This is a genomic window from Paraburkholderia sp. USG1, from assembly GCF_031570135.1.
In the GTDB taxonomy this organism is placed as follows: Bacteria; Pseudomonadota; Gammaproteobacteria; order Burkholderiales; family Burkholderiaceae; genus Paraburkholderia; species Paraburkholderia dioscoreae.
Genome location: NZ_JAMWXW010000042.1, coordinates 1 through 20243 on the forward strand (window position 1 = coordinate 1; position 20243 = coordinate 20243).

Annotated in this window: 19 protein-coding genes; 12 read left to right on the forward strand and 7 right to left on the reverse strand. The window is 65.1% G+C overall.

Going from position 1 to position 20243, the window contains the following annotated elements; translation table 11 throughout:
* Positions 1-115, forward strand: a 115-nt coding sequence (locus tag NE850_RS35405) for a 4Fe-4S dicluster domain-containing protein (RefSeq protein ID WP_148092860.1), incomplete at its 5' end; no start/stop codon positions are given.
* Between the two features lie 68 nt (positions 116-183).
* Here NE850_RS35405 and NE850_RS35410 read toward each other — a convergent pair.
* The 4 genes from NE850_RS35410 to NE850_RS35425 form a co-directional block, all read right to left on the reverse strand.
* Positions 184-1671: an ADP-heptose--LPS heptosyltransferase gene (locus NE850_RS35410; protein WP_007181105.1), complete on the reverse strand. Its 1488-nt coding sequence runs from the start codon at positions 1669-1671 to the stop codon at positions 184-186.
* Between the two features lie 53 nt (positions 1672-1724).
* Positions 1725-2825 carry a chorismate synthase gene (gene aroC / locus NE850_RS35415; protein ID WP_165186661.1) on the reverse strand — a complete coding sequence of 367 codons (1101 nt, stop codon included), beginning with the start codon at positions 2823-2825 and terminating at the stop codon, positions 1725-1727.
* A 176-nt stretch (positions 2826-3001) separates the two neighbouring features.
* Positions 3002-4939 carry an MFS transporter gene (locus NE850_RS35420; RefSeq protein WP_165186664.1) on the reverse strand — a complete coding sequence of 646 codons (1938 nt, stop codon included), beginning with the start codon at positions 4937-4939 and terminating at the stop codon, positions 3002-3004.
* Positions 4940-5228: 289 nt separating this feature from the next.
* On the reverse strand, positions 5229-5690 hold the full coding sequence (locus NE850_RS35425; protein ID WP_007181102.1) for a CBS domain-containing protein: 462 nt from the start codon (positions 5688-5690) through the stop codon (positions 5229-5231).
* Between the two features lie 239 nt (positions 5691-5929).
* On the opposite strand from NE850_RS35425, the gene NE850_RS35430 reads away from it, so the two are divergent.
* From NE850_RS35430 to NE850_RS35440, 3 genes are all read left to right on the forward strand, one after another.
* Positions 5930-7282, forward strand: coding sequence for an O-acetylhomoserine aminocarboxypropyltransferase (locus NE850_RS35430; RefSeq protein ID WP_035517978.1), 1353 nt, complete (start codon positions 5930-5932; stop codon positions 7280-7282).
* Positions 7279-8091 carry an alpha/beta fold hydrolase gene (locus tag NE850_RS35435; protein ID WP_007181100.1) on the forward strand — a complete coding sequence of 271 codons (813 nt, stop codon included), beginning with the start codon at positions 7279-7281 and terminating at the stop codon, positions 8089-8091. The genes NE850_RS35430 and NE850_RS35435 overlap by 4 nt, the downstream gene beginning before the upstream one ends.
* A 199-nt stretch (positions 8092-8290) precedes the next feature.
* Positions 8291-8611 carry an Mpo1-like protein gene (locus NE850_RS35440; protein WP_165186669.1) on the forward strand — a complete coding sequence of 107 codons (321 nt, stop codon included), beginning with the start codon at positions 8291-8293 and terminating at the stop codon, positions 8609-8611.
* Between the two features lie 125 nt (positions 8612-8736).
* Here NE850_RS35440 and NE850_RS35445 read toward each other — a convergent pair whose 3' ends face one another.
* Positions 8737-10050 (reverse strand): YihY family inner membrane protein, encoded by a 1314-nt coding sequence (locus tag NE850_RS35445; RefSeq protein WP_197740253.1) that lies wholly within the window; start codon positions 10048-10050, stop codon positions 8737-8739.
* A gap of 121 nt (positions 10051-10171) precedes the next feature.
* Here NE850_RS35445 and wrbA point away from each other — a divergent pair, with 121 nt between their 5' ends.
* From wrbA to NE850_RS35470, 5 genes are all read left to right on the forward strand, one after another.
* Positions 10172-10774 carry an NAD(P)H:quinone oxidoreductase gene (gene wrbA, locus NE850_RS35450; RefSeq protein WP_165186672.1) on the forward strand — a complete coding sequence of 201 codons (603 nt, stop codon included), beginning with the start codon at positions 10172-10174 and terminating at the stop codon, positions 10772-10774.
* Positions 10771-11238 carry a DUF2069 domain-containing protein gene (locus tag NE850_RS35455; protein WP_165186674.1) on the forward strand — a complete coding sequence of 156 codons (468 nt, stop codon included), beginning with the start codon at positions 10771-10773 and terminating at the stop codon, positions 11236-11238. Before wrbA ends, NE850_RS35455 begins: the two co-directional genes overlap by 4 nt.
* Before the next feature lie 66 nt (positions 11239-11304).
* Entirely contained in the window at positions 11305-12723 is a 1419-nt protein-coding gene (locus tag NE850_RS35460) for an FAD-binding oxidoreductase (RefSeq protein ID WP_165186677.1), read from the forward strand.
* 50 nt (positions 12724-12773) lie between these two features.
* Positions 12774-13580, forward strand: a complete 807-nt coding sequence (locus NE850_RS35465; RefSeq protein ID WP_165186679.1) for a metallophosphoesterase — start codon at positions 12774-12776, stop codon at positions 13578-13580.
* Positions 13581-13994: 414 nt separating this feature from the next.
* Positions 13995-14717, forward strand: a complete 723-nt coding sequence (locus tag NE850_RS35470; protein ID WP_310700092.1) for an SOS response-associated peptidase — start codon at positions 13995-13997, stop codon at positions 14715-14717.
* Between the two features lie 106 nt (positions 14718-14823).
* Here the strand turns inward: NE850_RS35470 and NE850_RS35475 are convergent, their stop codons facing one another.
* Complete coding sequence (locus NE850_RS35475; protein ID WP_007181091.1) at positions 14824-14982, reverse strand: hypothetical protein; 159 nt, start codon at positions 14980-14982, stop codon at positions 14824-14826.
* A 211-nt stretch (positions 14983-15193) separates the two neighbouring features.
* A complete protein-coding gene (locus NE850_RS35480) occupies positions 15194-16132 on the reverse strand; it encodes a LysR family transcriptional regulator (RefSeq protein ID WP_007181090.1) in 939 nt (312 codons plus the stop codon).
* A 155-nt stretch (positions 16133-16287) separates the two neighbouring features.
* On the opposite strand from NE850_RS35480, the gene NE850_RS35485 reads away from it, so the two are divergent.
* Genes NE850_RS35485 through NE850_RS35495 form a run of 3 tightly spaced genes read left to right on the forward strand, consistent with a single transcriptional unit; the run spans position 16288 to position 20235 of the window.
* Positions 16288-17832: an efflux transporter outer membrane subunit gene (locus tag NE850_RS35485; RefSeq protein WP_007181089.1), complete on the forward strand. Its 1545-nt coding sequence runs from the start codon at positions 16288-16290 to the stop codon at positions 17830-17832.
* A gap of 2 nt (positions 17833-17834) precedes the next feature.
* On the forward strand, positions 17835-20045 hold the full coding sequence (locus tag NE850_RS35490) for an FUSC family protein (RefSeq protein ID WP_007181088.1): 2211 nt from the start codon (positions 17835-17837) through the stop codon (positions 20043-20045).
* Positions 20035-20235, forward strand: coding sequence for a DUF1656 domain-containing protein (locus tag NE850_RS35495; protein ID WP_007181087.1), 201 nt, complete (start codon positions 20035-20037; stop codon positions 20233-20235). Before NE850_RS35490 ends, NE850_RS35495 begins: the two co-directional genes overlap by 11 nt.
* The last annotated feature ends 8 nt before the right edge of the window (positions 20236-20243 follow it).

Here is a 20243-nt window from a genome sequence, read left to right on the forward strand (position 1 = left end):
GATCAACGCGCAGAACTGCGTGCACTGCAAGACGTGCGATATCAAGGATCCGACGCAGAACATCGTCTGGGTCACGCCTGAGGGCGGCGGTGGTCCGAACTACCCGAACATGTAACTTCCGCACGCGTCACCTCCCTTCGCAGCGCCGGCGACTGAATGCCCGCGCTGTGAAGGCAACCTGCTTCAACTCCGCCCCACCGCTTCAATCCGCTCCCGCACTTTCGCCACGACCGGCGCCCAGTCGCCGACGCGCGGCTGTCGAACCAGTTCGATCGAATCGTACCAGGCCGTCACTGGGGATCCGTCGCCCCAGAACCACGCGGAAACGTGATCGATCATCAGACAGGTCGGTACGCCGAGCGCCCCCGCCAGATGCGCGGGCCCGCTATCGATCGTGACCACGAGATCCAGATTCGCCAGCAACGCCGCGACATCGTCGAAGCCGGACTGAAAATGATGCGTAAGATCGACGATGTCGAAACCCTTGGCACGCCACTGCGCGACCGTCTCTGCGCGTCCCGGCGACAAAGCAAAATAGCTCACGCCAGCTACGTTCAGCAGCGGTTCGATTTGCCCGACGGGCACCGACCGCCGCATGTCGCGGATGTGGTCCGGATTGCCGTTCCACACCAGCCCGACCTTTCGATTGCCGCATTTGCCGAGTTTGCCGGCCGTGTGCACATCGACTCGCTCGCGCCATGTCTGCCTGAGCGTTGGATCAGCGCTCAAGTACGGAGCGCCCCACCCCGTTGCGTCGAAAATGCCGAGCCGCAGCGGCAGGCTCACCAGCCCGCAGTGAAAATCAGGGCGTGTCTCCAGACTCGTCTCGAGTGGAAGATCAGCGGGCAGCATCCGTTCGAACAGATGGCGCAACGGCCCGTCGTGACCGAAAATCACCCGGCCGCCCTCGCGCCGCGCCCGCTCGGCCAGCATCGGCAAAAAGCGCACTGCCCAGAGGCAATCGCCATTGCCTTGCTCGCCATAGACCACTAGCGTCCTGCCGGCAAGCGACTCACCCTGCCAGGGCGCACTGATCGCGGCGAGCGCCTGTTGCGCATTATTCAGTTCGCCGCCGGCAAACGCGACGCGCGATTCGTAATGCGCCCAGCCCTCGGCGAAACGTCCGCTGCGAATTTCGAGTTCCGACAGATCGAACAACGCATGGGCATTCTCCGGCGAGAGCACCAGGACTTGCCGGAGCAACGCCTCGGCCTCAGCAAACCGCGCCTGTTCCTTGACGCACAACGCCAACTTGTGCAGCGCCACCGGATTGCCGGGCACGACGCGCACGGCTTCGCGCAACAGCGCCTCGGCGCTGGCGAAGTCGTCGCGTTGCTGCACGGCCGCCGCGCGCCAGATCAGCGCATTGGCATCTTCGGCATGGTGCGAGAGCAGCAGCCCGGTGGCGGAGTCGACCAGCGCCCAGTCGCGCAACACGAAGGCCGTTTGCGCGATCGTATGCAACAGCGTGGGTTCGCAGAATGGATCGAGTTGGTATGCACGCACCAGCGCAACAAGCGCCTCACGTTGGCTCGCCTTGTCGCGCCCCGCGTGTTGCAACAGCGTCTGGCCGAACGCCAGGCAGTCGGCAGCGGTGGCATGGGGTGCGGCGGCACGCGCGCGCAGATCCGCGAGGCGGCTTGCTGCCGGCTCGGCGCCGAAATCAGTCATGAGAGACGACACTGCTCGCGTAGACGAATACAGATGCGCTTGACGCAGGCTCGTTAAGGCGCGCTCGCCGCGATCTTCGGCGTGCTGACGGACACGTCGCCGCATTGCGCGCGATGGCGCAGCGCGTGGTCGATCAGCACCAGCGCGAGCATCGATTCAGCGATCGGCGTGGCGCGAATGCCGACGCACGGGTCATGCCGCCCGAATGTTTCGACGACAGCCGGTTGCCCCGCCTTGTCGATGGAGCGGCGCGGCGTACGAATGCTAGAAGTCGGCTTGATCGCGATCGACACCGTGATGTCCTGCCCGGTCGAAATACCGCCGAGCACACCGCCCGCGTGATTGCCGACGAAGCCCTCCGGCGTCAATTCGTCGCCGTGCACCGAACCACGTTGCGCGACGCTCGCGAAGCCCGCGCCGATTTCGACGCCCTTCACCGCGTTGATGCCCATCATGGCATGCGCAATGTCCGCGTCGAGGCGGTCGAACAGCGGCTCGCCGAGGCCGACCGGCACGCCGGACGCCACGATGTTGATGCGCGCGCCGATCGAGTCGCCCTCCTTGCGCAGCGCGTCCATATACGCTTCCAGTTGCGGCACGATCTGCTCGTTGGGCACGAAGAACGGGTTTTCGCGCACGTGCGCCCAGTCGACGAACGGCACGTCGATCTCACCGAGCGCGGCCATATAGCCGCGAATTTCCGTGCCGAATTTCTCGCGCAGCCACTTCTTCGCAACCGCGCCCGCGGCCACCGTCGGCGCCGTGAGACGGGCCGACGAACGGCCGCCGCCGCGATAGTCGCGAATGCCGTACTTCTGCCAGTAGGTGTAGTCGGCGTGGCCCGGGCGGAACGTGTCGGCAATGTTGCCGTAGTCCTTGCTGCGCTGGTCCGTGTTGCGGATCAGGAGCGCGATCGGCGCGCCGGTGGTCTGACCTTCGAACACGCCCGCCAGGATCTCGACCTTGTCTTCTTCCTGACGCTGCGTGACATGGCGCGACGTGCCGGGCTTGCGGCGGTCGAGTTCCAGCTGGATGTCGGCTTCGTTGAGCGCCAGGCCCGGCGGGCAGCCGTCGATCACGCAGCCGATAGCGGGACCGTGCGATTCGCCGAAGGTCGTGACAGTGAAAAGCGTACCGAGCGTGTTGCCGGACATGGGCGTCGTCCAAAGAAATGCGGGGAAAGCGCTATTATGCCAGCCCCGTGGCGACCGGACCGCGTCGTACGGCGGTTCTGCCCGATTGGCCAGGGGCGCACGCGCGGCCGGTTCCCGCCGCCATACCCCAGTTCGCCGATACACATACCGCCGCCGGCCAGAAAGGTCCGACCACGCTACTTCCGCGCGCCGCGCAATTCGGTGACAAGTTGCTGCAGTTTCTCCGGCGTCGCCTGCGCCGGATCGATCGGCTCACCCACCGCCAGCGTCAGTCGGCTCATGACACCCTTCTGGATAGGCCGCAGCCAGCGCGCGTCGCCCGCCCGCGAAAATACGCTGCCCCACAACCCGCGCAACGCCATAGGAATGACCGGCGCCGGCGTACGCTTGATGATCTCGGTCACGCCATGACGGAACGGATTCATCTCGCCGGTTCTGGTGAGTTTGCCTTCCGGAAAGATGCACACCAGATCGCCCTCGGCAAGCGCCTGCGCGCAGCGCTCGTAGGCGCACGTCAGCAACTGCGCGTCCTGATGCGCCGGTGCGATCGGAATTGCTTTTGCGTGACGGAACACCCAGCCGGCGAACGGCGTCCTGAATATCTGATGGTCCATCACGAAACGGATCGGGCGCGGACTCTCGGCCATGATGACGATCGCGTCCACAAGACTCACGTGGTTGCACACGAGCACGGCCGCGCCCTCCTCCGGAATCCGCTCGGCATGCACGAGGCGAATCCGGTAAAACGTGTGCACCAGCACCCACGCGATAAAGCGCAGCAGAAATTCCGGCACGAGCGAATAAATGTAGGTCGCCACCACGATGTTCAGCAGCGCCGTGACGAGAAAAATCGCCGGAATGCCGAAGCCTGCCGCGGTCAGGGCCACGGCCATCAGCGACGAAACGATCATGAACAGCGAGTTCAGAATGTTGTTCGCCGCGATGATCCGCGCCCGGTGGCTCGGCTGGCTGCGGCTCTGGATCAGGGCGTACAGCGGTACGCTATAGAAGCCGCCGAACATGGCGAGCAGGAACAGATCAGCCAGCACGCGCCAGTGGGCGGGCCGCACGATGAATTCGCCTACGCTCAGCAGAGGCCCCGCGGGCGGCAACGCATGGCTCGCGAAAAACAGATCGATCGCGAACACGCTCATGCCGATCGAGCCGAGCGGCACGAGGCCGATTTCGATGCGCCGCTTCGAGAGCTTTTCGCACATCAGCGAACCCAGGCCGATGCCGACCGAGAAGGTGCCGAGCAGCACGGTCACGACATCCGGGTCGGCGGACAGCACGTCTTTCGCAAAGCTGAAAAACGACGACAGGAAGATCGCGCCGACGAACCACAGCCAGGATATTCCCAGCAGACTCAGGAACACGGTCCGGTTTTCGCGCGCCAGTTTCAGGTTGCGCCACGTCTCGCTGACCGGATTCCAGTTGATGCGCAAATCCGCTTGCGGCGCCGGCGTGAGCGGCACGAAGCCCGACACCACGCGCCCCACCAGCGCAATCGCAACGCAGGCGCCGGCCAGCACAATCGCGCCGTGTTCGACGAAACCCGCGCTCACGCCGCCGACGATCGTGCCGACCAGGATCGCCACGAAAGTGCCCATTTCGACCATGCCGTTGCCGCCGACGAGCTCCGACGTCGACAGATGCTGCGGCAGGTACGAGTATTTGACCGGGCCGAACACGGTTGAATGGACGCCCATCAGAAATGTGCACAAGTACAGAAGCGGCGCGCTATGCAGCCAGAAACCCGCGCCGCCGATCAGCATCACGACGATTTCGAAGCTCTTGACCAGACGCGTGAGCATCGCCTTGTCGTACTTGTCGGCAATCTGCCCGGCGGTGGCCGAAAAAAGCACGAACGGCAGAATGAAGATGGCTGAAATCAGGAACGCCGCCGTTTTCGGATCGACGCCGGAAAAACGCGCCGCCTGATAGGTGACGAGCGACGTGAAGCCGATCTTGAAGACGTTGTCGTTCATCGCGCCGAGGAACTGCGTCCAGAAAAACGGCGCGAAACGGCGCTGGCCGAGCAACCGGAACTGGGATTCGTGCGCGTCGCGTTGGCGGGCGGCGCGGCGGGCAGCGGGTAACGGACGATCGCTCATGAAGTTCCGGAAGCAAGCCAAAGAGCAACGATGAAGAAAGCACCCTGCGCGCAGCTGCGCGTGGGCGGCTCACCGGGCGGCACACATGGCACTGGCGCCCTGCAAGCCGATCACGCGGGCTCGCACCAGCCTTGGCGTCGAGTCAGCCGGAAGGCCGCATCCAGGTGCAAAGCTGAACGGAAGCCGAACCCGGCGCCGGACACAAAAAAAGCGCACGCTTTCGCGCGCGCCTTGACCGCCTCTTCGCGCTCACGACAACGGCTGAAGCGTCGCAGTGAGTCGCCGCGCATTAGCGCGCCGGTTGCTGTTCCTGCTGTTCTTCCGGCCAGTCGCGGATATAGGCCTTGAGCATGCGGTTTTCGAAGCCCTGCTCTTCGACCACTGCCTTGGCGACGTCGTAGAACGAGATCACGCCCATCAGCGTGCGGCTTTCCAGCACCGGCAGATAACGCACGTGGTGTTCGAGCATCATGCGGCGAACTTCGTTCACGTCCGTTTCGGGCGTGCAGGTGAGCGGATGATCGTCCATGACCTTGCGGATGGTGGACGTGCCGACGCTGCCGCCGTTCTTGCTCAGCGTCAAAATAATTTCGCGAAAAGTCAGCATGCCGACGAGGTCGCCGTATTCCATCACCACCAGCGAGCCGATGTCGTGCTCCGCCATGGTATTGACTGCGTCGTGCAGCGTGGTATCCGGCGTAACCGTGAAAAGGGTGTTGCCTTTGACTTTGAGGATGTCGCTGACTCGCATGATCTGTCTCCCGTAATGCCGCTAAGCTCGTAATACATCAATGACTTTCGATCCTAGCGGAAAGACCCGTAAAAGGAAAGCCGCCCGCCCACCAAGGCGTGCCGGGTGCACGAATGTTCGCACCCGGGGCCTCGCGCCCATGCGCATCGGGAAAACCGCGCTTGAAGCGCTGCATGCCGGTGATAGGATGGCCGCCACTTTCACCTTTCGCGAGGCCGTCCGTGGCCCCGCCGCCCAGCATGTCCGCGAACCGTTTCGACACGCTTGCGCTGCACGCCGGCGCTGCTCCCGACCCGACCACCGGCGCGCGCGCCACGCCGATCTATCAGACTACCTCGTTTTCGTTCCGCGATTCGGACCACGCCGCGGCGCTCTTCAATATGGAGCGCGCCGGTCACGTTTATTCGCGCATCTCGAACCCGACCGTGGCCGTATTCGAGGAACGCGTAGCCGCCCTGGAAAACGGCGCGGGCGCGATCGGCACGGCGAGCGGCCAGGCGGCTCTGCATCTGGCCATCGCCACGCTGATGGGCGCGGGCTCGCATATCGTCGCCTCCAGCGCGCTGTACGGCGGCTCGCACAATCTGCTGCACTACACGTTGCGGCGCTTCGGCATCGAGACGACTTTCGTCAAACCCGGCGACCTCGGCGCGTGGCGCGCCGCGCTGCGCCCAAACACGCGGCTGCTGTTCGGCGAGACTCTCGGCAATCCGGGGCTCGACGTACTCGATATCGCCGCCGTCGCGCAGATCGCGCATGAGCACCGCGTGCCGCTGCTGGTCGACTCGACCTTCACCACGCCTTATCTGCTCAAACCGTTCGAGCACGGAGCGGACTTCGTCTATCACTCGGCCACCAAATTCCTCGGTGGCCACGGCACGACGATCGGCGGCGTGCTGGTGGACGGCGGCACGTTCGACTTCGAAGCCTCGGGGCGCTTCCCCGAATTCACCGAACCTTACGACGGCTTTCACGGCATGGTGTTCACCGAGGAGAGCACCGTCGCGCCGTTTCTGCTGCGAGCGCGCCGCGAGGGCCTGCGCGACTTCGGCGCATGCCTGCATCCGCAAGCCGCATGGCAACTGCTGCAAGGTATCGAGACACTGCCGTTGCGAATGGAACGGCACGTTGCCAACACGCGCCGGGTGGTCGATTTCCTCGCCGGTCACGCCGCGGTCGAGGCCGTCGCCTATCCGGAACTGCCGACGCACCCCGACCACGCGCTCGCGAAGCGGCTGCTGCCGCGCGGCGCCGGCGCCGTGTTCAGCTTCAATCTGCGCGGCGACCGCGCGGCCGGACGCAGCTTTATCGAGGCGCTCTCGCTGTTCTCGCATCTCGCAAACGTGGGCGACGCGCGCTCGCTCGTGATCCATCCCGCATCGACCACGCACTTTCGCATGGACACCGCCGCACTCGCCGCGGCCGGTATCGCCGAAGGCACGATCCGCCTCTCGATCGGCCTCGAAGATCCCGACGATCTGATCGACGACCTCAAGCGCGCGCTAAAGGCCGCACAGAAAGCGGGCAGTTCGAGCGCACTGCACGGCGGCGCGTCCGGCAGTGCCGCCCAACCCCGCCCGGAGTCCGCATGATCCTCACCGTTCAAGGCAAGCCCGCCTTTGCGTACACCGGCGGCAAAGCGTTCGACGCTAGCCTGCCGACCGCCGTATTCATCCACGGCGCCGAGCATGACCACAGCGTATGGGCGCTGCAGACCCGTTACTTCGCGCATCACGGCTTCGGCGTGCTGGCCGTGGATCTGCCCGGCCACTGCCGCAGCAGCGGCCCGGCGCTCACCACTATCCCGGCGCTCGCCGACTGGCTGGCCGCGCTGCTCGACGCCGCGGGCGTGCAACGCGCGTTCATAGCCGGCCACAGCATGGGCTCGCTGATCGCGCTCGACTTCGCCGGCCGCTATCCGGAGCGGGCGACGCACCTCGCCCTGCTCGCCACGGCAATGCCGATGGACGTTTCCGACGCGTTGCTCGACGCCGCCCTCAACCGCGAACCCGAAGCGATCGGCATGGTCAACCAGTGGTCGCATTCCACCATCGCCGCCAAGCCTTCCTGTCCCGGCCCCGGCTTCTGGCTGCACGGCATGAACCAGCGGCTGATGGAACGTGTGTCGGCACGCGGCGAGCCACACCTGTTCCACACCGATTTCACCGCCTGCAATACCTACGCGGACGGGCCGGCCCGCGCCGCACAGGTGCGCTGCGCCGCGCGCCTGATCGTAGGCCGGCGCGACGCGATGACGCCGCCGCGCGCAGCCAGGGCGCTCGCCGACACGCTCGCGCAGGCAGGCGTACCGGTCGATACGGTCACGCTCGAAGCCGGCCACGCGTTGATGACCGAGCAACCCGACGCCACGCTCGACGCCCTCTTCAGCTTCGCTTCCTGAACACCTCACGAAGCTCGATGAAGGTTGCGAGCCATCACGATAGCTGCGTCGGGAGCGCCGCGCCATCGGCCGAATGGCCAGGTTGCGTGCGTGGCACGATAGCCGCACAATGGGTCAAGCCTGTCCTGTTTCGAGTGCGTGCGTCCAGCATGCCGGCGCACGCCGGAAAATAGGGAAGCGTAGCAATCCGGAGGCCGTGATGGCTCAAACCACACACACCGATCACTTTGCGAGTTTCGCGGAGTTCTATCCGTATTATCTGAACGAGCATCGCAACACCGTCTCGCGGCGGCTGCATTTCGTGGGGTCGCTCGGCGTGATCGGCTGTCTCGCGATGGCGCTCGCCACGGGCGACTGGCTATGGCTGCCCGCTGCCGTGATCTGCGGATACGGCTTTGCCTGGGTCGGGCATTTCTTCTTCGAGAAGAACCGGCCGGCTACCTTCCGGCATCCGCTTTACAGCCTGATGGGCGACTGGGTGATGTTCAAGGACATCTGCGTCGGCAAGATTTCGTTGTAGCGAGGCGTTGACGTCATCGCCGTATCCAGGCCCGAACTTCCGCAGCTTCACGCGGCATCGAGGCGCGCGTCAAGGAGCCGCATGCGGGCGGCATCGAGGCTGCGTGGAGCGGCTTGAAACCGGCTTCAAGCCGCCTGATGCGGCATGGAAGACGTGCCGGATTCGTTCTCTGCGGCCTGCGCGGCACGGGCGGCTGCGCGTGCGGTCAGCAACGCGGCGAGCGTCACTTTCAGCTTGTCGTTCTCCAGCGCCGCCAGCAGCATTTCACCATCCACACGGGTGGACGCCAGTTCGAGTTGATACCCGAGCTCCGCGCGGTCGATCACGAACAGGCCGAACAGGCGTTCGACCGTGATCTGCGCCGGATTCGCGAGCAGCAGGAAATGCGGACGCGCCCCGTTCTCCTGCAAACGCGCGATCCACTCGATCTCCTCGAGCTTCTCCAGCAGGTTGATCGTGGTGCCCATATCGCGGCGAAGCATGCGCGAGAGTTCCGGCACGGTGTAACCGCGCTTGCCCGCGTCGCGCGCTTCCGAGAGCCGCGCGAGCAGTTCGAGCGAGTCGAACAGATTGCTGCCCTCGAAGGTGGGCCGGTGAAACTGGCCGATGCGTATGGCCGGCAACGCCGAAGCGATCATCGCGCCCGCGAGCGTGATGAACCAGCACAGGTACATCCATAGCAGAAACAGCGGCACGGCCGCGAATGCGCCGTACACCGCGGTGTAGGTTGGAATGCGCCGCACGTAATAGCCGAAGCCGCGCTTCGCGAGCTCGAAAGCGACCGCGGCGGTCACGCCGCCGATCACCGCGTCGCGCCATTCCACGCGGCAATTCGGCAGATAGACGTAGAGAATCGTGAAGGCGACCGCGGTCAGCGGCAGCGCGGCGCCGGCGAGCGCCCACTCGATCACCGGCGTCATGCGCTGGGCCGCCGTGAAGGTCATGGATTGCGTGAACAGGTACGATGAAATCGACAGGCTCACGCCGATCAGAATCGGGCCGAGCGTGATGATCGCCCAATACACCAGAATGCGCTGCGCGATCGGCCGCGCCTTGCGCACGCGCCAGATCACGTTGAAGGCGGACTCCACCGTCATCATCGTCATCACGGCGGTGACGAACAGAAAAATCATACCGATGGTCGTCAGGCCCTTCGCCTTCGAAGCAAACTGATTCAGATAATTGAAGATCTGACTGTTGAGCTGCGCGGGCATCAGATGGTCGGCAAGAAAAATCTGCAGCGACATCTGGAACGAAGCAAAGATCGGAAACGCGGTGAACAACGCGAACGCGACCGTGGCGAGCGGCACGAGCGAGAGCATGGTGGTGAACGTGAGGCTGCCGGCCACCTGCGGAATGCGGTCTTCGCTGCTGCGCTGCGCGGCAAATTGCGCGAGCCGTTTGAGCGTATCGAGATCGAAACGCACCCTGGACAACAAACCCACCTCCCTGGCTTCCTGTAGCAATGTTTCGGGACCGCGCGCAAGACCTGGCCGAACGGCTATGGGTGGCCTATCGAGCGGACCCAGCCCCTATAATACCCGTTCACCGATGAGGCCTATGAAAGACATTCTCGTGCTCTATTACAGCCGTCACGGCGCCACGCGCGAGCTTGCGCTGGCGGTCGCGCACGGCGTCGACAGCATCCCCGGCATGCAGGCGCGTGTGCGCACCGTGCCGCCGGTATCCACCGTCTGTGAAGCGACCCAGCCCGATATTCCCGCCGAAGGGCCGCCCTACGTCGAACTGCGCGATCTCGAAGAATGCGCCGGTCTCGCGCTCGGTTCGCCTACCCGCTTCGGCAACATGGCCGCGTCGCTCAAATACTTTCTCGACGGCACCACGCCGCAGTGGCTGTCCGGCGCCCTTGCCGGCAAGCCAGCCTGCGTGTTCACGTCCACCGGCAGCCTGCACGGCGGCCAGGAATCCACGCTGCTCTCCATGATGCTGCCGCTTCTGCATCACGGCATGCTGATTGTCGGCATTCCGTACACTGAGAGCGCGCTGAGCACCACGCAAACCGGCGGCACACCTTATGGTGCGTCGCATTTCGCGCGCGCGGGCAGAGCCGAACACGGCATCTCCGCAGACGAGAAGACGCTCGCCATCGCGCTCGGCGCACGTGTCGCACGCACGGCGGCATCCATGAGCGAAAGGCCGTGAACAAGCCGGACGCCCAACAACCGGCCGCAGACGTCTCAACGCATGGGCCGCTGCGCCCAAACGCTACCTCTGTGCAGCGAAATCGCGCCGCCGCGCTCGGCGCGACCACTGCACTGGCTGTGCTGATCGCCCTGTGCGTCGCGTGGGAGTGGCGGCTCGCGCCGCTGCGCCCCGGCGGCTCGGCGCTCGTGCTCAAGGCCTTGCCGCTGCTGCTCGCGCTGCCGGGCGTGTGGCGGCAGCGGCTTTATACGCTGCAATGGGCGTCGATGCTGATCCTGCTGTACTTCGCCGAAGGCGTTGTGCGGGGCTGGAGCGACCGCGGGCTGAGCGCCGGTCTCGGCTGGCTGGAAGCCACGCTCTCCGCGGTGTTTTTCGTCTGCGCGCTGGCTTACGTCGCGCCGTTCAAACGCGCGGCGAAACGGGCCGCAAGACAAGCTGCAAAACAGGCCAACACGACCACCTGACCGAGCCAACACAGCCGTCCGCACAACGCCCCGACATTTTTTGCCAGAACAAGCTGACCGACCCACATGACCCAAACCGCTTTTCTCGCTGCCTGCCGCGAGGCCATCGGCGCCACGCAGGTGCTGACCGATCCGCACGACACCGCCCCCTACCTGACCGACTGGCGCCGCCGCTACACCGGCGCGGCGGGCGCGGTGCTCTGTCCGGCCACGCCTGACGAAGTCGCGGCGCTCGTGAAGCTCGCCGTCGAGCATCGCATCGCGCTGGTCCCGCAAGGCGGCAACACGGGTCTCGCCGGCGGCGCAACGCCGGACGCAAGCGGCGCACAGGCAGTCATCAGCTTGCGGCGTCTGAACCGGGTGCGTGACATCGATCCGCACAACAATACGATTACCGTGGAAGCCGGCGTCATCCTCGCCGAAGTGCAGAAGCACGCCGAGGAGGCCGGCCGTCTGTTCCCGCTGAGCCTCGCTGCCGAAGGCAGTTGCACGATCGGCGGCAATCTCGCCACCAATGCGGGCGGCACCGGTGTGCTGCGCTACGGCAACACGCGCGAGCTGTGCCTCGGCCTCGAAGTGGTCACGCCGCAAGGCGAACTGTGGGACGGCCTGCGCGGACTGCGCAAGGACAATACCGGCTACGATCTGCGCGACCTCTTTATCGGCGCGGAAGGCACGCTCGGCATCATCACCGCCGCCGTGCTCAAGTTGCATCCGCAACCGGCCGCGCGCGTCACGGCGCTCGCCGCACTCGCGTCGCCGCACGCCGCGCTCGATTTTCTGTCGCTCACGCAGCGCGTCGCCGGGCCGCTGCTGACCGGTTTCGAATTGATGTCGGATTTTTGCCTGCGTCTGGTCGGCCGGCACTTCGAGCAGATGCGTTATCCGTTCGCCGAGCCGTACGCGCAGGTCGTGCTGCTCGAACTGTCGGACAGCGAAAGCGAGGAGCACGCGCGCGAACTGTTCGAGCGTCTGATGGAAACGGCGCTCGAAGACGGCCTGGTGCAGGACGCCGTGGTCGCGGAAAATCTGGGCCAGTCGCGGGCGTTCTGGAATCTGCGCGAACACATTCCGCTCGCCCAGGCCGAAGAAGGCCTGAACATCAAGCACGATATCGCGGTGCCGATCTCGCGCATCGGCCATTTCATCGAGGAAACCGACGCGGCAATCGCGCAGGCTGTGCCCGGCGCGCGCATGGTGACGTTCGGCCATCTCGGCGACGGCAATCTGCACTACAACGTGCAGGCGCCCGAGGGCGTCGACGCAAAGGCGTTCCTCGAACAGTACCAAGGCGCGATCAATCAGATCGTCTACGACAGCGTGCATCGGCATCGCGGCAGCATTAGCGCGGAACACGGGCTCGGCCAGTTGAAAATCGACGAGGCTATGCACTACAAGCAGGACGTCGAGGTGCAGTTGATGCGCGCCGTCAAACGCGCGCTCGATCCGCTGAACCTGATGAATCCGGGCAAGGTGCTACGCTAGCGTCTGAAGCTTCGCGTTCCCTTGCGGAGCCCCTTGCAGGAGTCGTGGTCGTGAAGATTCGAGTGCTGTCCGATCTGCATCTGGAGAATGACGAGCCCGAACTGATTCCGCATGCGCAGGCGGATCTGATCGTGCTGGCGGGCGACATTCACAATCACGCGGCCGGACCGCGCTGGGCCGCTCAGACTTTCGACGGCGCCGTGCCGGTGGTCTACGTGCCCGGCAATCACGAGTACTACGACGGCGAGTTCAGTGCGCTCGAAGCCGCGCTTCACGACGCGGCCGCGCAGGTCGACAACGTGCATGTGCTGAACAACGCCGCGCTGGTCGACCCGCAAGGCCGGTGGCGGGTGCTCGGCACGACCTTGTGGACCGACTTCGCGTTATATGGAAACGACACGGATACGCTCGCCGGGTCGATCGAGGCTTCGCGCCGGGCCATGCTCGATTTTCGCGGCCTGATCCAGATGAACTGGCCGCACGACACTCACGACGCAACGCGCGACTTCACTCCCGACGACTCGCTCGCGCTGCACCGGCAAGCGCACGCCTGGCTGGAAAGCGAACTCGTCAAACCGTTCGGCGGCAAAACGATCGTCGTCACGCATCACGCGCCGCACCGGTTGAGTCTTGCCGAGCGCTATGCGGAAGACCTCGTGTCGGCGGGCTTTGTCAATCATTTGCCGGACCTCGTGGGACCGCCGGTCGCGTTGTGGATTCATGGGCATACGCATACGCCGTTCGACTACAGCGTGAACGGCACGCGCGTGGTCTGCAATCCGCGCGGCTATCTCGACCGGCGCACAGGGCTGCTGGAGAATCCGTTGTTTGCGTGGGATAAGGTTGTCGAGATCTAGCGGGAAATTGGGAGGTGGCTTGAGTCGCCTGGATCGGTTGGGTCACTTGAGGCGCTCGGGCCGTTTGAGCCCGTTTGAGCCCGTTTGAGCCACTCGGGCCACTCGGGCCACTCGGGCCACTCGGGCCACTCGGGCCACTCGGGCCACTCGGGCCACTCGGGCCACTTGAGCCACTTGAGCCACTTGAGCCACTTGAGCCACTTGAGCCACTTGAGCCACTTGAGCCACTTGAGCCACTCGGGCCACTTGAGCCACTTGAGCCGCGTCGGTCGCCCAGGTCGCCCAGGTCGCCCGACTCCGGGCCGATCTGGGTAGCGAGTCCGCACGCCAGGCGCTACGCTGGTGAAGTCGTCGAACCGCCGCCATCCGGCCGCGGCTGTCGAAACCCGCGCCGGTCGTCTCCGGAGGTTGCTCATGTGTGGTCGAATCAGCCAGTACCGCGATCCGCATCTCTACGCCGAGCGCCTCGGCCTTGCCGATCCGCTGATGCTCTTCGATGCCGCTGACCGGCGTCCCGGCTACAACCTCGCTCCCGGCACGCACCCGCTCGCGGTCTACCCGGATCAGACGATGCGCGCGATCCACTGGGGGTATTGCCCGGACTGGGCACGCGAACAGCATCTGCCGCAGACCGTCAACGCGCGCGCCGACGCCGCGCCGAACGGGCGCTACTTCAAGGAGCTGTGGAAAACCGGACGGGTCTTGGTACCCGCGGACGGCTGGTTCGAATGGCGCGTGGAAACCTCGCCCGTGGCCAGCATTGCGGAGAGCAAAGACAAAGCAGACGAGTCCTCGGTGCGCCAGCCCTACTTCGTGCACCTGAAAAGCGACGCCCCCATGTACCTGGCGGCGCTATCGAGCGTACGCGGCACCGGGGCGCAAACGGAAGGTATGGGAATGGTGATCGTGACGGCCACTGCGGACGCGGGTCTCGTAGACGTGCACGGTCGCCGTCCGCTGGCATTCGCGCCGGACGCTGCGCGCCGCTGGCTGGACCCGGCGTTGCCGCTCGACGAACTCGAGCAGTTGGCGCGCAGTGCGGGTTTAGCCGCCGCGCGCTTTCGCTGGCACAAAGTGAGCCGCGAAGTGGACCGCACGCTCAATGACGAACCGGGTTTGATCGCCGCGGTGAACTGAGGATAAGCGCGGAACGCGAGCCACCAACCTGGATAAACCGGCGCGCGCCCGAAGACGCAACAGGCCGCGCAACAGCCCGCCCGCTAAACAGCCACCCCCACGAAACTCAACGATCGCGCCGTTGTGCCTGCAAATCCGGGCGCTCGACCTTGACCGGCACCAGTTGCGGCTGCTGCTCGCGCAGGCGGCGCAGCAGATCGCGCGACGCGGCAATTCCGATCAATCCAATCATGACGGCCACGCCGATCATCAGATGCGTATCCATGAATCCCTCGTGCTTCTGTTGTTGCAATAGTGCCGGACGGCAGCGAACTGAGCGGCTCCGGTGCAGAACCGCAGCGCATGAATGACACGTTAGCAAATCGACCGCGCGGCAGAAGTAAGGAAATGTTGCGATGCGGCACTTATGTAACAGGCGCGCACACCGGCGCCCGCCGCTTAGTCAACTATTGTCAAAAATCGCGCCGCGCCGTACTTCAGGTGCGCGCGAACTCGCGCAGTTCGGCGTGATCCGCGGCCAGCGTCGCGGGCAATACGTCGCGCAGGAACTCGACCCACGTGCGGATCTTGGCGTCCAGATACTGCCGCGACGGGTACAACGCGTACAGATTCATCGCCTGCGACGTGTATTCCGGCAGCAGCCACACCAGTTCGCCGCTTCGCAAGCCGCTGATCGCCGAGTAGATCGGAATCAGCCCGACGCCCATGCCGCTCGATACAGCCACCGCCATCGCTTCGGCCACGTTCACCTGGAAGGTGGTCGGTCCGAGGGCGATCGTTTCCTCGCCGTTCGGGCCGTCGAAGGTCCATTTGTCGGTCGGGAAAACCGGCGTGACCATTTGCAGACAGGTGTGACGCACAAGGTCCGCGGGCGTTTGCGGCACGCCGTGCAGTTCCAGATAGGCCGGCGACGCGCATGCAATGCTGAACGCGCTGCCGAGGCGCTGCGACACCAGCCCCGAATCCGGCAGACCGGTTGCGAGCGTGAGCGACACGTCGAAGCCTTCGTCGAGCAGATCGGGCATACGCTGCGCGAGCGTCAGTTCGATCTGGACGTCCGGGTAGCGCTCCTGATAGCGGCCCGCGGCGGGCACCACATAGTGCTGGCCGAAGCTCGTCATGGCGTGCACCTTGAGCTTGCCGGACGGACGGGCGTGGGCGTCGCCCGCCTCGGCTTCCGCCTGATCCACGTACGCGAGAATCTGCTCGCAGCGCTGCAGGTAGCGCTCGCCGGCCTCGGTCAGCGCGATGCGGCGCGTGGTGCGGTTCAAGAGGCGCGTGCGCAGATGCGCTTCCAGATCGGACACTGCGCGCGACGCATAGGCCGTGGTCGTGTTCAGATGCTGCGCGGCACCCGTAAAGCTGCCCGCTTCGACGACGCGGACAAATACGCGCATGTTTTGAAGCGTATCCATAACTTTCCCTTGTGATCGGAAGCGATTGTTACACGATTCGCAAAGGCGATTGTCACACATTGCGTAAAAATGCCTTGCACCTTTACCGGTTATTCCGCAATTGATCAAAAAATATAATGACGCACATGCTTCTATAGTCATTTCTGGAGGAAATCGTGCAGTCTCCGGTACCTAAAGGGATCGCCGCAGCCGCGGTTCTTACGATCCTATTAACAATCGCCGGCTGTGCCAGTACCGGAGGCGTCGCGCCGCAAGCGAGCGGAGTCCAGCCCGCTTCGCTCGACGTCGGCAACGCGATCCGCGCCGCCAATGCGGACGCCCAATGGCCGTCCGTCGACTGGTGGCGCGCCTACAACGATCCGCAATTGAACGAGTGGATCGACGCGGCGCAGGCCGGCAATCCGAGCCTCGCCGCTGCCCAGGCACGCGTGCGCGAAGCCATGTCGATGGCAGGCGTCGCCCGTTCGGCGTTGTCGCCGCAAGTCAACGGCAACCTGTCGGTGCAGCGCCAGAAGTGGGCCGACAACCTCTACTACGGCCCAGGCGCGCTCGCGGGCGAGCAATCGTGGAACAACACCGGCACGCTCGGCCTGTCGTATCACCTTGATATCTGGGGCAGGGACAAGAACGCCGCCGAGCGCGCGCTCGACGCCGCCCACGCGAGCGCGGCGGATGCCCGCGCCGCCCAGCTCGAACTGGAAGGCAACGTGGTGCGCACGTACATCGAGATGTCGATGAACTACGCGCTGCTCGACATCGCCAAATCCACCTTGCAGCAGCAGCAACAGATCGTGGATCTGGCCAACCGGCGCCTGAAAGGCGGCATCGGCACGCAACTGGAAGTAAGCCAGGCCGAAACGCCGCTGCCGGAATACGAACGCCAGATCGACGAGATCGAAGAAAAGATCGCGCTCGGCCGCAATCAGCTGGCCGCGCTGGCCGGCAAAGGTCCGGGCGCGGGCGATTCGATCCAGCGCCCGACGCTTTCGCTGAACACGCCGGCCGGACTGCCGAGCGCATTGCCCGCAGACCTGATCGGCCATCGGCCGGACGTCGTCGCGGCGCGCTGGTCGGTCGCGGCGCAGGCGCGCGGTATCGACGTCGCCAAGGCGGACTTCTATCCGGACATCAACCTGCTGGCCTCGATTGGCGGATATGCGGCCATGGGGCCGCTGTTCCAGTTCCTGAAGAACCCGTCGCACAGCTGGAGCGGTGGGCCGGCGCTGTCGCTGCCGATCCTCGACGGCGGCCGCCTGCGTTCGCAACTCGGCGCGGCCTCGGCGGGCTATGACGAAGCCGTCGACCGCTACAACCAGTCGATTGTCGGCGCGCTCAAGGACATTTCCGATCAGGTGATCAGGATCCGCTCGCTTGCGACCCAAGCCGAGGACGCCGATCGTTCTGTCGCGACGGCCCGCAAGAACTACGATTTGTCGCGCGAAGGTTACCGGCGCGGGCTGACCGACTATCTGAACGTGCTGATCGCGCAAAACCAGTTGCTGCACGCGCAGGAAGGCGTGGCGAAGATTCAGGCCGAACGGCTCGGCGCGCATGCGTCGCTGGTCACGGCACTGGGCGGTGGGCTCGACGACCCGGCCAACGGTCCGCTGGCGAACGAGACTTTGCCGGCGCATGGCAAGGGTAAGACGGTGGCGCCCGGTTCGACCGCCAGCGCCCAGCCGGCCAGGTCAGGAAGCTGACCATGTCCGCTTCCCCTTTTTCCGCGCCGCGTTCGGCGTCGTTCGCTGCGTTATACGCGGCCGCCGCCGACTGGGCGCGTAACGACGGCCTGACGTGGGTCTATCTGTTCAAAGCGCTCGCCGCCTGCTTCCTTGCGCTCGGCGTCGCAATGAAACTCGACTTGCCGCAGCCGCGCACGGCGATGACTACCGTCTTCATCGTGATGCAGCCGCAAAGCGGCATGGTGTTCGCAAAGAGCTTCTACCGGATCTGCGGCACCCTCGTCGGTCTCGTCGTGATGCTCGCGTTGATCGGCCTGTTCGCGCAGCAGCCGGAACTGTTCATCGTCGCAACCGGCGTGTGGGTCGGCATCTGCACGGCGGGCGCCGCGCGCAACCGCAACTTCAGATCGTATGGTTTCGTGCTGGCCGGCTACACGGCCGCGCTGATCGGCATCCCCGCTTCGCAGCATCCGGACGGCGCATTTCTGAGCGCCCTCACGCGGGTGGCCGAAGTGGTGGTCGGCATCGTCTGCGCGGGTGCGGTGAGCGGCCTCGTGTTTCCGCGCTTCGCCGGCATGCAGATGCGCGGCACCGTGCGTGCGCGTTTCTCGGCGTTCGTCGAGTATGTGTCGGCGTCGCTCGCCGGCCATAACGACCGCGAGCAGATCGAAGCGACCAATGCGCGCTTTGTCGCCGATATCGTCGGCTTCGAAGCGGCACGCAGTGTCGCCGTGTTCGAGGGCCCGGATTCGCGCATGCGCGGTGGCCGTCTCGCGCGTCTGAACAGCGAGTTCATGACCGCCTCGACGCGCTTTCACGCGCTGCACCAGTTGATGAACCGCTTGCGCAACTCGAACACGAGCGGCGCGGCCATTGCAGTCGGAGCGCTCGAGCCGTACTTCAGGGAAATCGCCCCGCTGCTCGCGAAATCCGGCGAGCCCGTGCTGACCGCCGCCGACGCTGTGCACGCCGCTGCGCAACTCGAGGTCTTCAAAGCCGAGCTGCCCAAACGCGTGCGCGCGACGCGGGCCGAACTGGAAGTGCATCCCGACGCGCCGCTGCTCGACTTCGACACCGGCGCCGAACTGCTGTACCGCTTCATCGACGATCTGCATGCCTATGCGGCCACGTATGCGTCGCTCGCCGTCGATACACATGAGCGCGAGCGCTGGATCGAGCGTTACGAACCGAAGACGAACGCGATTGCCGCCAGCGTCGCGGGCGTGCGCGCCGCCATCGTGATGATCGCGCTCGGCGCGTTCTGGATCGCGACTGCGTGGCCGAGCGGTTCGACCTTGACGTTGACGGCCGCGGCCGTGTGCGCGCTGGCGTCGTCGTCGCCGAATCCGAAACGCACGGCGTTCCAGATGGCCGCCGGCACCCTGGTCGCCACGGTGATGGGGATGATCGCGGTATTCGGCGTGTTCCCGCACGTGGATGGCTTCCCGCTGCTGTGCGCCACCCTCGCGCCGTTCCTGCTGCTCGGCGTGCTCATGACGACACGGCCCGCGCTGGCCGGTTACGGTGTCGGCTATTGCATCTTCTTCTGTTTCCTGGCCGGCCCGGACAACGTGATTCACTACGATCCGAGCGGCTACATGAACGATGCCGTAGCGCTCGTGCTGTCCATGCTGGTGGCGTCGATCGCGTTCGCGGTGTTGCTGCCGCCTTCGACGCCCTGGCTGCGTAACCGCCTGCTGGTGGATTTGCGTCGCCAGGTGGTGCTGGCGAGCCGCGCGGGCATGCGCCGGGTGCGGTCGCGCTTCGAGAGCGGCGCGCGCGATCTGATGTTCCAGATCAACGCGCTCGCGCAGCACGAGCCCGAACTCAAACGCGACACGTTGCGCTGGCTCTTCTCGGTGCTCGAAGTGGGCAACGCGGTGATCGACCTGCGCCGCGAAGTGGCGGCGCTGCCCGCCGACGCGCGTTACGCACGGTCAATGCCGTGGCGCGTCTCGCTGCGTGCCATGCGCGACGCGCTGGCCGCGCTATTCGAGCGGCCGCGTGAAGACCGCTTCGACCGCGCGCTCGCCGCGACCGCGGACGCGATCGCCGCCGTTCAACAGATGCTGGCCGCTTTTACGCCGCCGCGTGAAGAGCGCCACCAGCTGCAACGCATTTTGAGTCAACTGCATTTCATTCGTACCGCGCTGCTCGATCCGCAATCACCGCTTGAGTCGCTGATGAGCGGACGTGCCAGCGCGTCAGAGGGAGTTCGTCATGCCACGTGATATCGCCGTTCTGGACGCGTACATACCGGCCATCGTGCTGCTGTTTATTGCGGGCGCCGCGCTTACCTGGATGCTGGACCGCGTGATTGCCCACACGGGCCTGTATCGCGTGGTGTGGCATCCGTCCTTGTTCCGGGCCAGCCTGCTCGTGTGTGTATGCGGCATGCTGGGCCTTGCCGTTTATCGTTGATAAGAGTC

What these genes read in the sequence shown, in the direction of transcription:
- NE850_RS35480 (WP_007181090.1), bottom strand. Translation starts at nt 16,132, where the DNA reads ATGGATACGCTTCAAAACATGCGCGTATTTGTCCGCGTCGTCGAAGCG.
- NE850_RS35475 (WP_007181091.1), bottom strand. Translation starts at nt 14,982, where the DNA reads ATGGATACGCATCTGATGATCGGCGTGGCCGTCATGATTGGATTGATC.
- NE850_RS35410 (WP_007181105.1), bottom strand. Translation starts at nt 1,671, where the DNA reads ATGACTGATTTCGGCGCCGAGCCGGCAGCAAGCCGCCTCGCGGATCTG.
- NE850_RS35470 (WP_310700092.1), top strand. Translation starts at nt 13,995, where the DNA reads ATGTGTGGTCGAATCAGCCAGTACCGCGATCCGCATCTCTACGCCGAG.
- wrbA (WP_165186672.1), top strand. Translation starts at nt 10,172, where the DNA reads ATGAAAGACATTCTCGTGCTCTATTACAGCCGTCACGGCGCCACGCGC.
- NE850_RS35435 (WP_007181100.1), top strand. Translation starts at nt 7,279, where the DNA reads ATGATCCTCACCGTTCAAGGCAAGCCCGCCTTTGCGTACACCGGCGGC.
- NE850_RS35430 (WP_035517978.1), top strand. Translation starts at nt 5,930, where the DNA reads ATGTCCGCGAACCGTTTCGACACGCTTGCGCTGCACGCCGGCGCTGCT.
- NE850_RS35495 (WP_007181087.1), top strand. Translation starts at nt 20,035, where the DNA reads ATGCCACGTGATATCGCCGTTCTGGACGCGTACATACCGGCCATCGTG.
- NE850_RS35440 (WP_165186669.1), top strand. Translation starts at nt 8,291, where the DNA reads ATGGCTCAAACCACACACACCGATCACTTTGCGAGTTTCGCGGAGTTC.
- NE850_RS35490 (WP_007181088.1), top strand. Translation starts at nt 17,835, where the DNA reads ATGTCCGCTTCCCCTTTTTCCGCGCCGCGTTCGGCGTCGTTCGCTGCG.
- NE850_RS35420 (WP_165186664.1), bottom strand. Translation starts at nt 4,939, where the DNA reads ATGAGCGATCGTCCGTTACCCGCTGCCCGCCGCGCCGCCCGCCAACGC.
- NE850_RS35460 (WP_165186677.1), top strand. Translation starts at nt 11,305, where the DNA reads ATGACCCAAACCGCTTTTCTCGCTGCCTGCCGCGAGGCCATCGGCGCC.
- aroC (WP_165186661.1), bottom strand. Translation starts at nt 2,825, where the DNA reads ATGTCCGGCAACACGCTCGGTACGCTTTTCACTGTCACGACCTTCGGC.
- NE850_RS35425 (WP_007181102.1), bottom strand. Translation starts at nt 5,690, where the DNA reads ATGCGAGTCAGCGACATCCTCAAAGTCAAAGGCAACACCCTTTTCACG.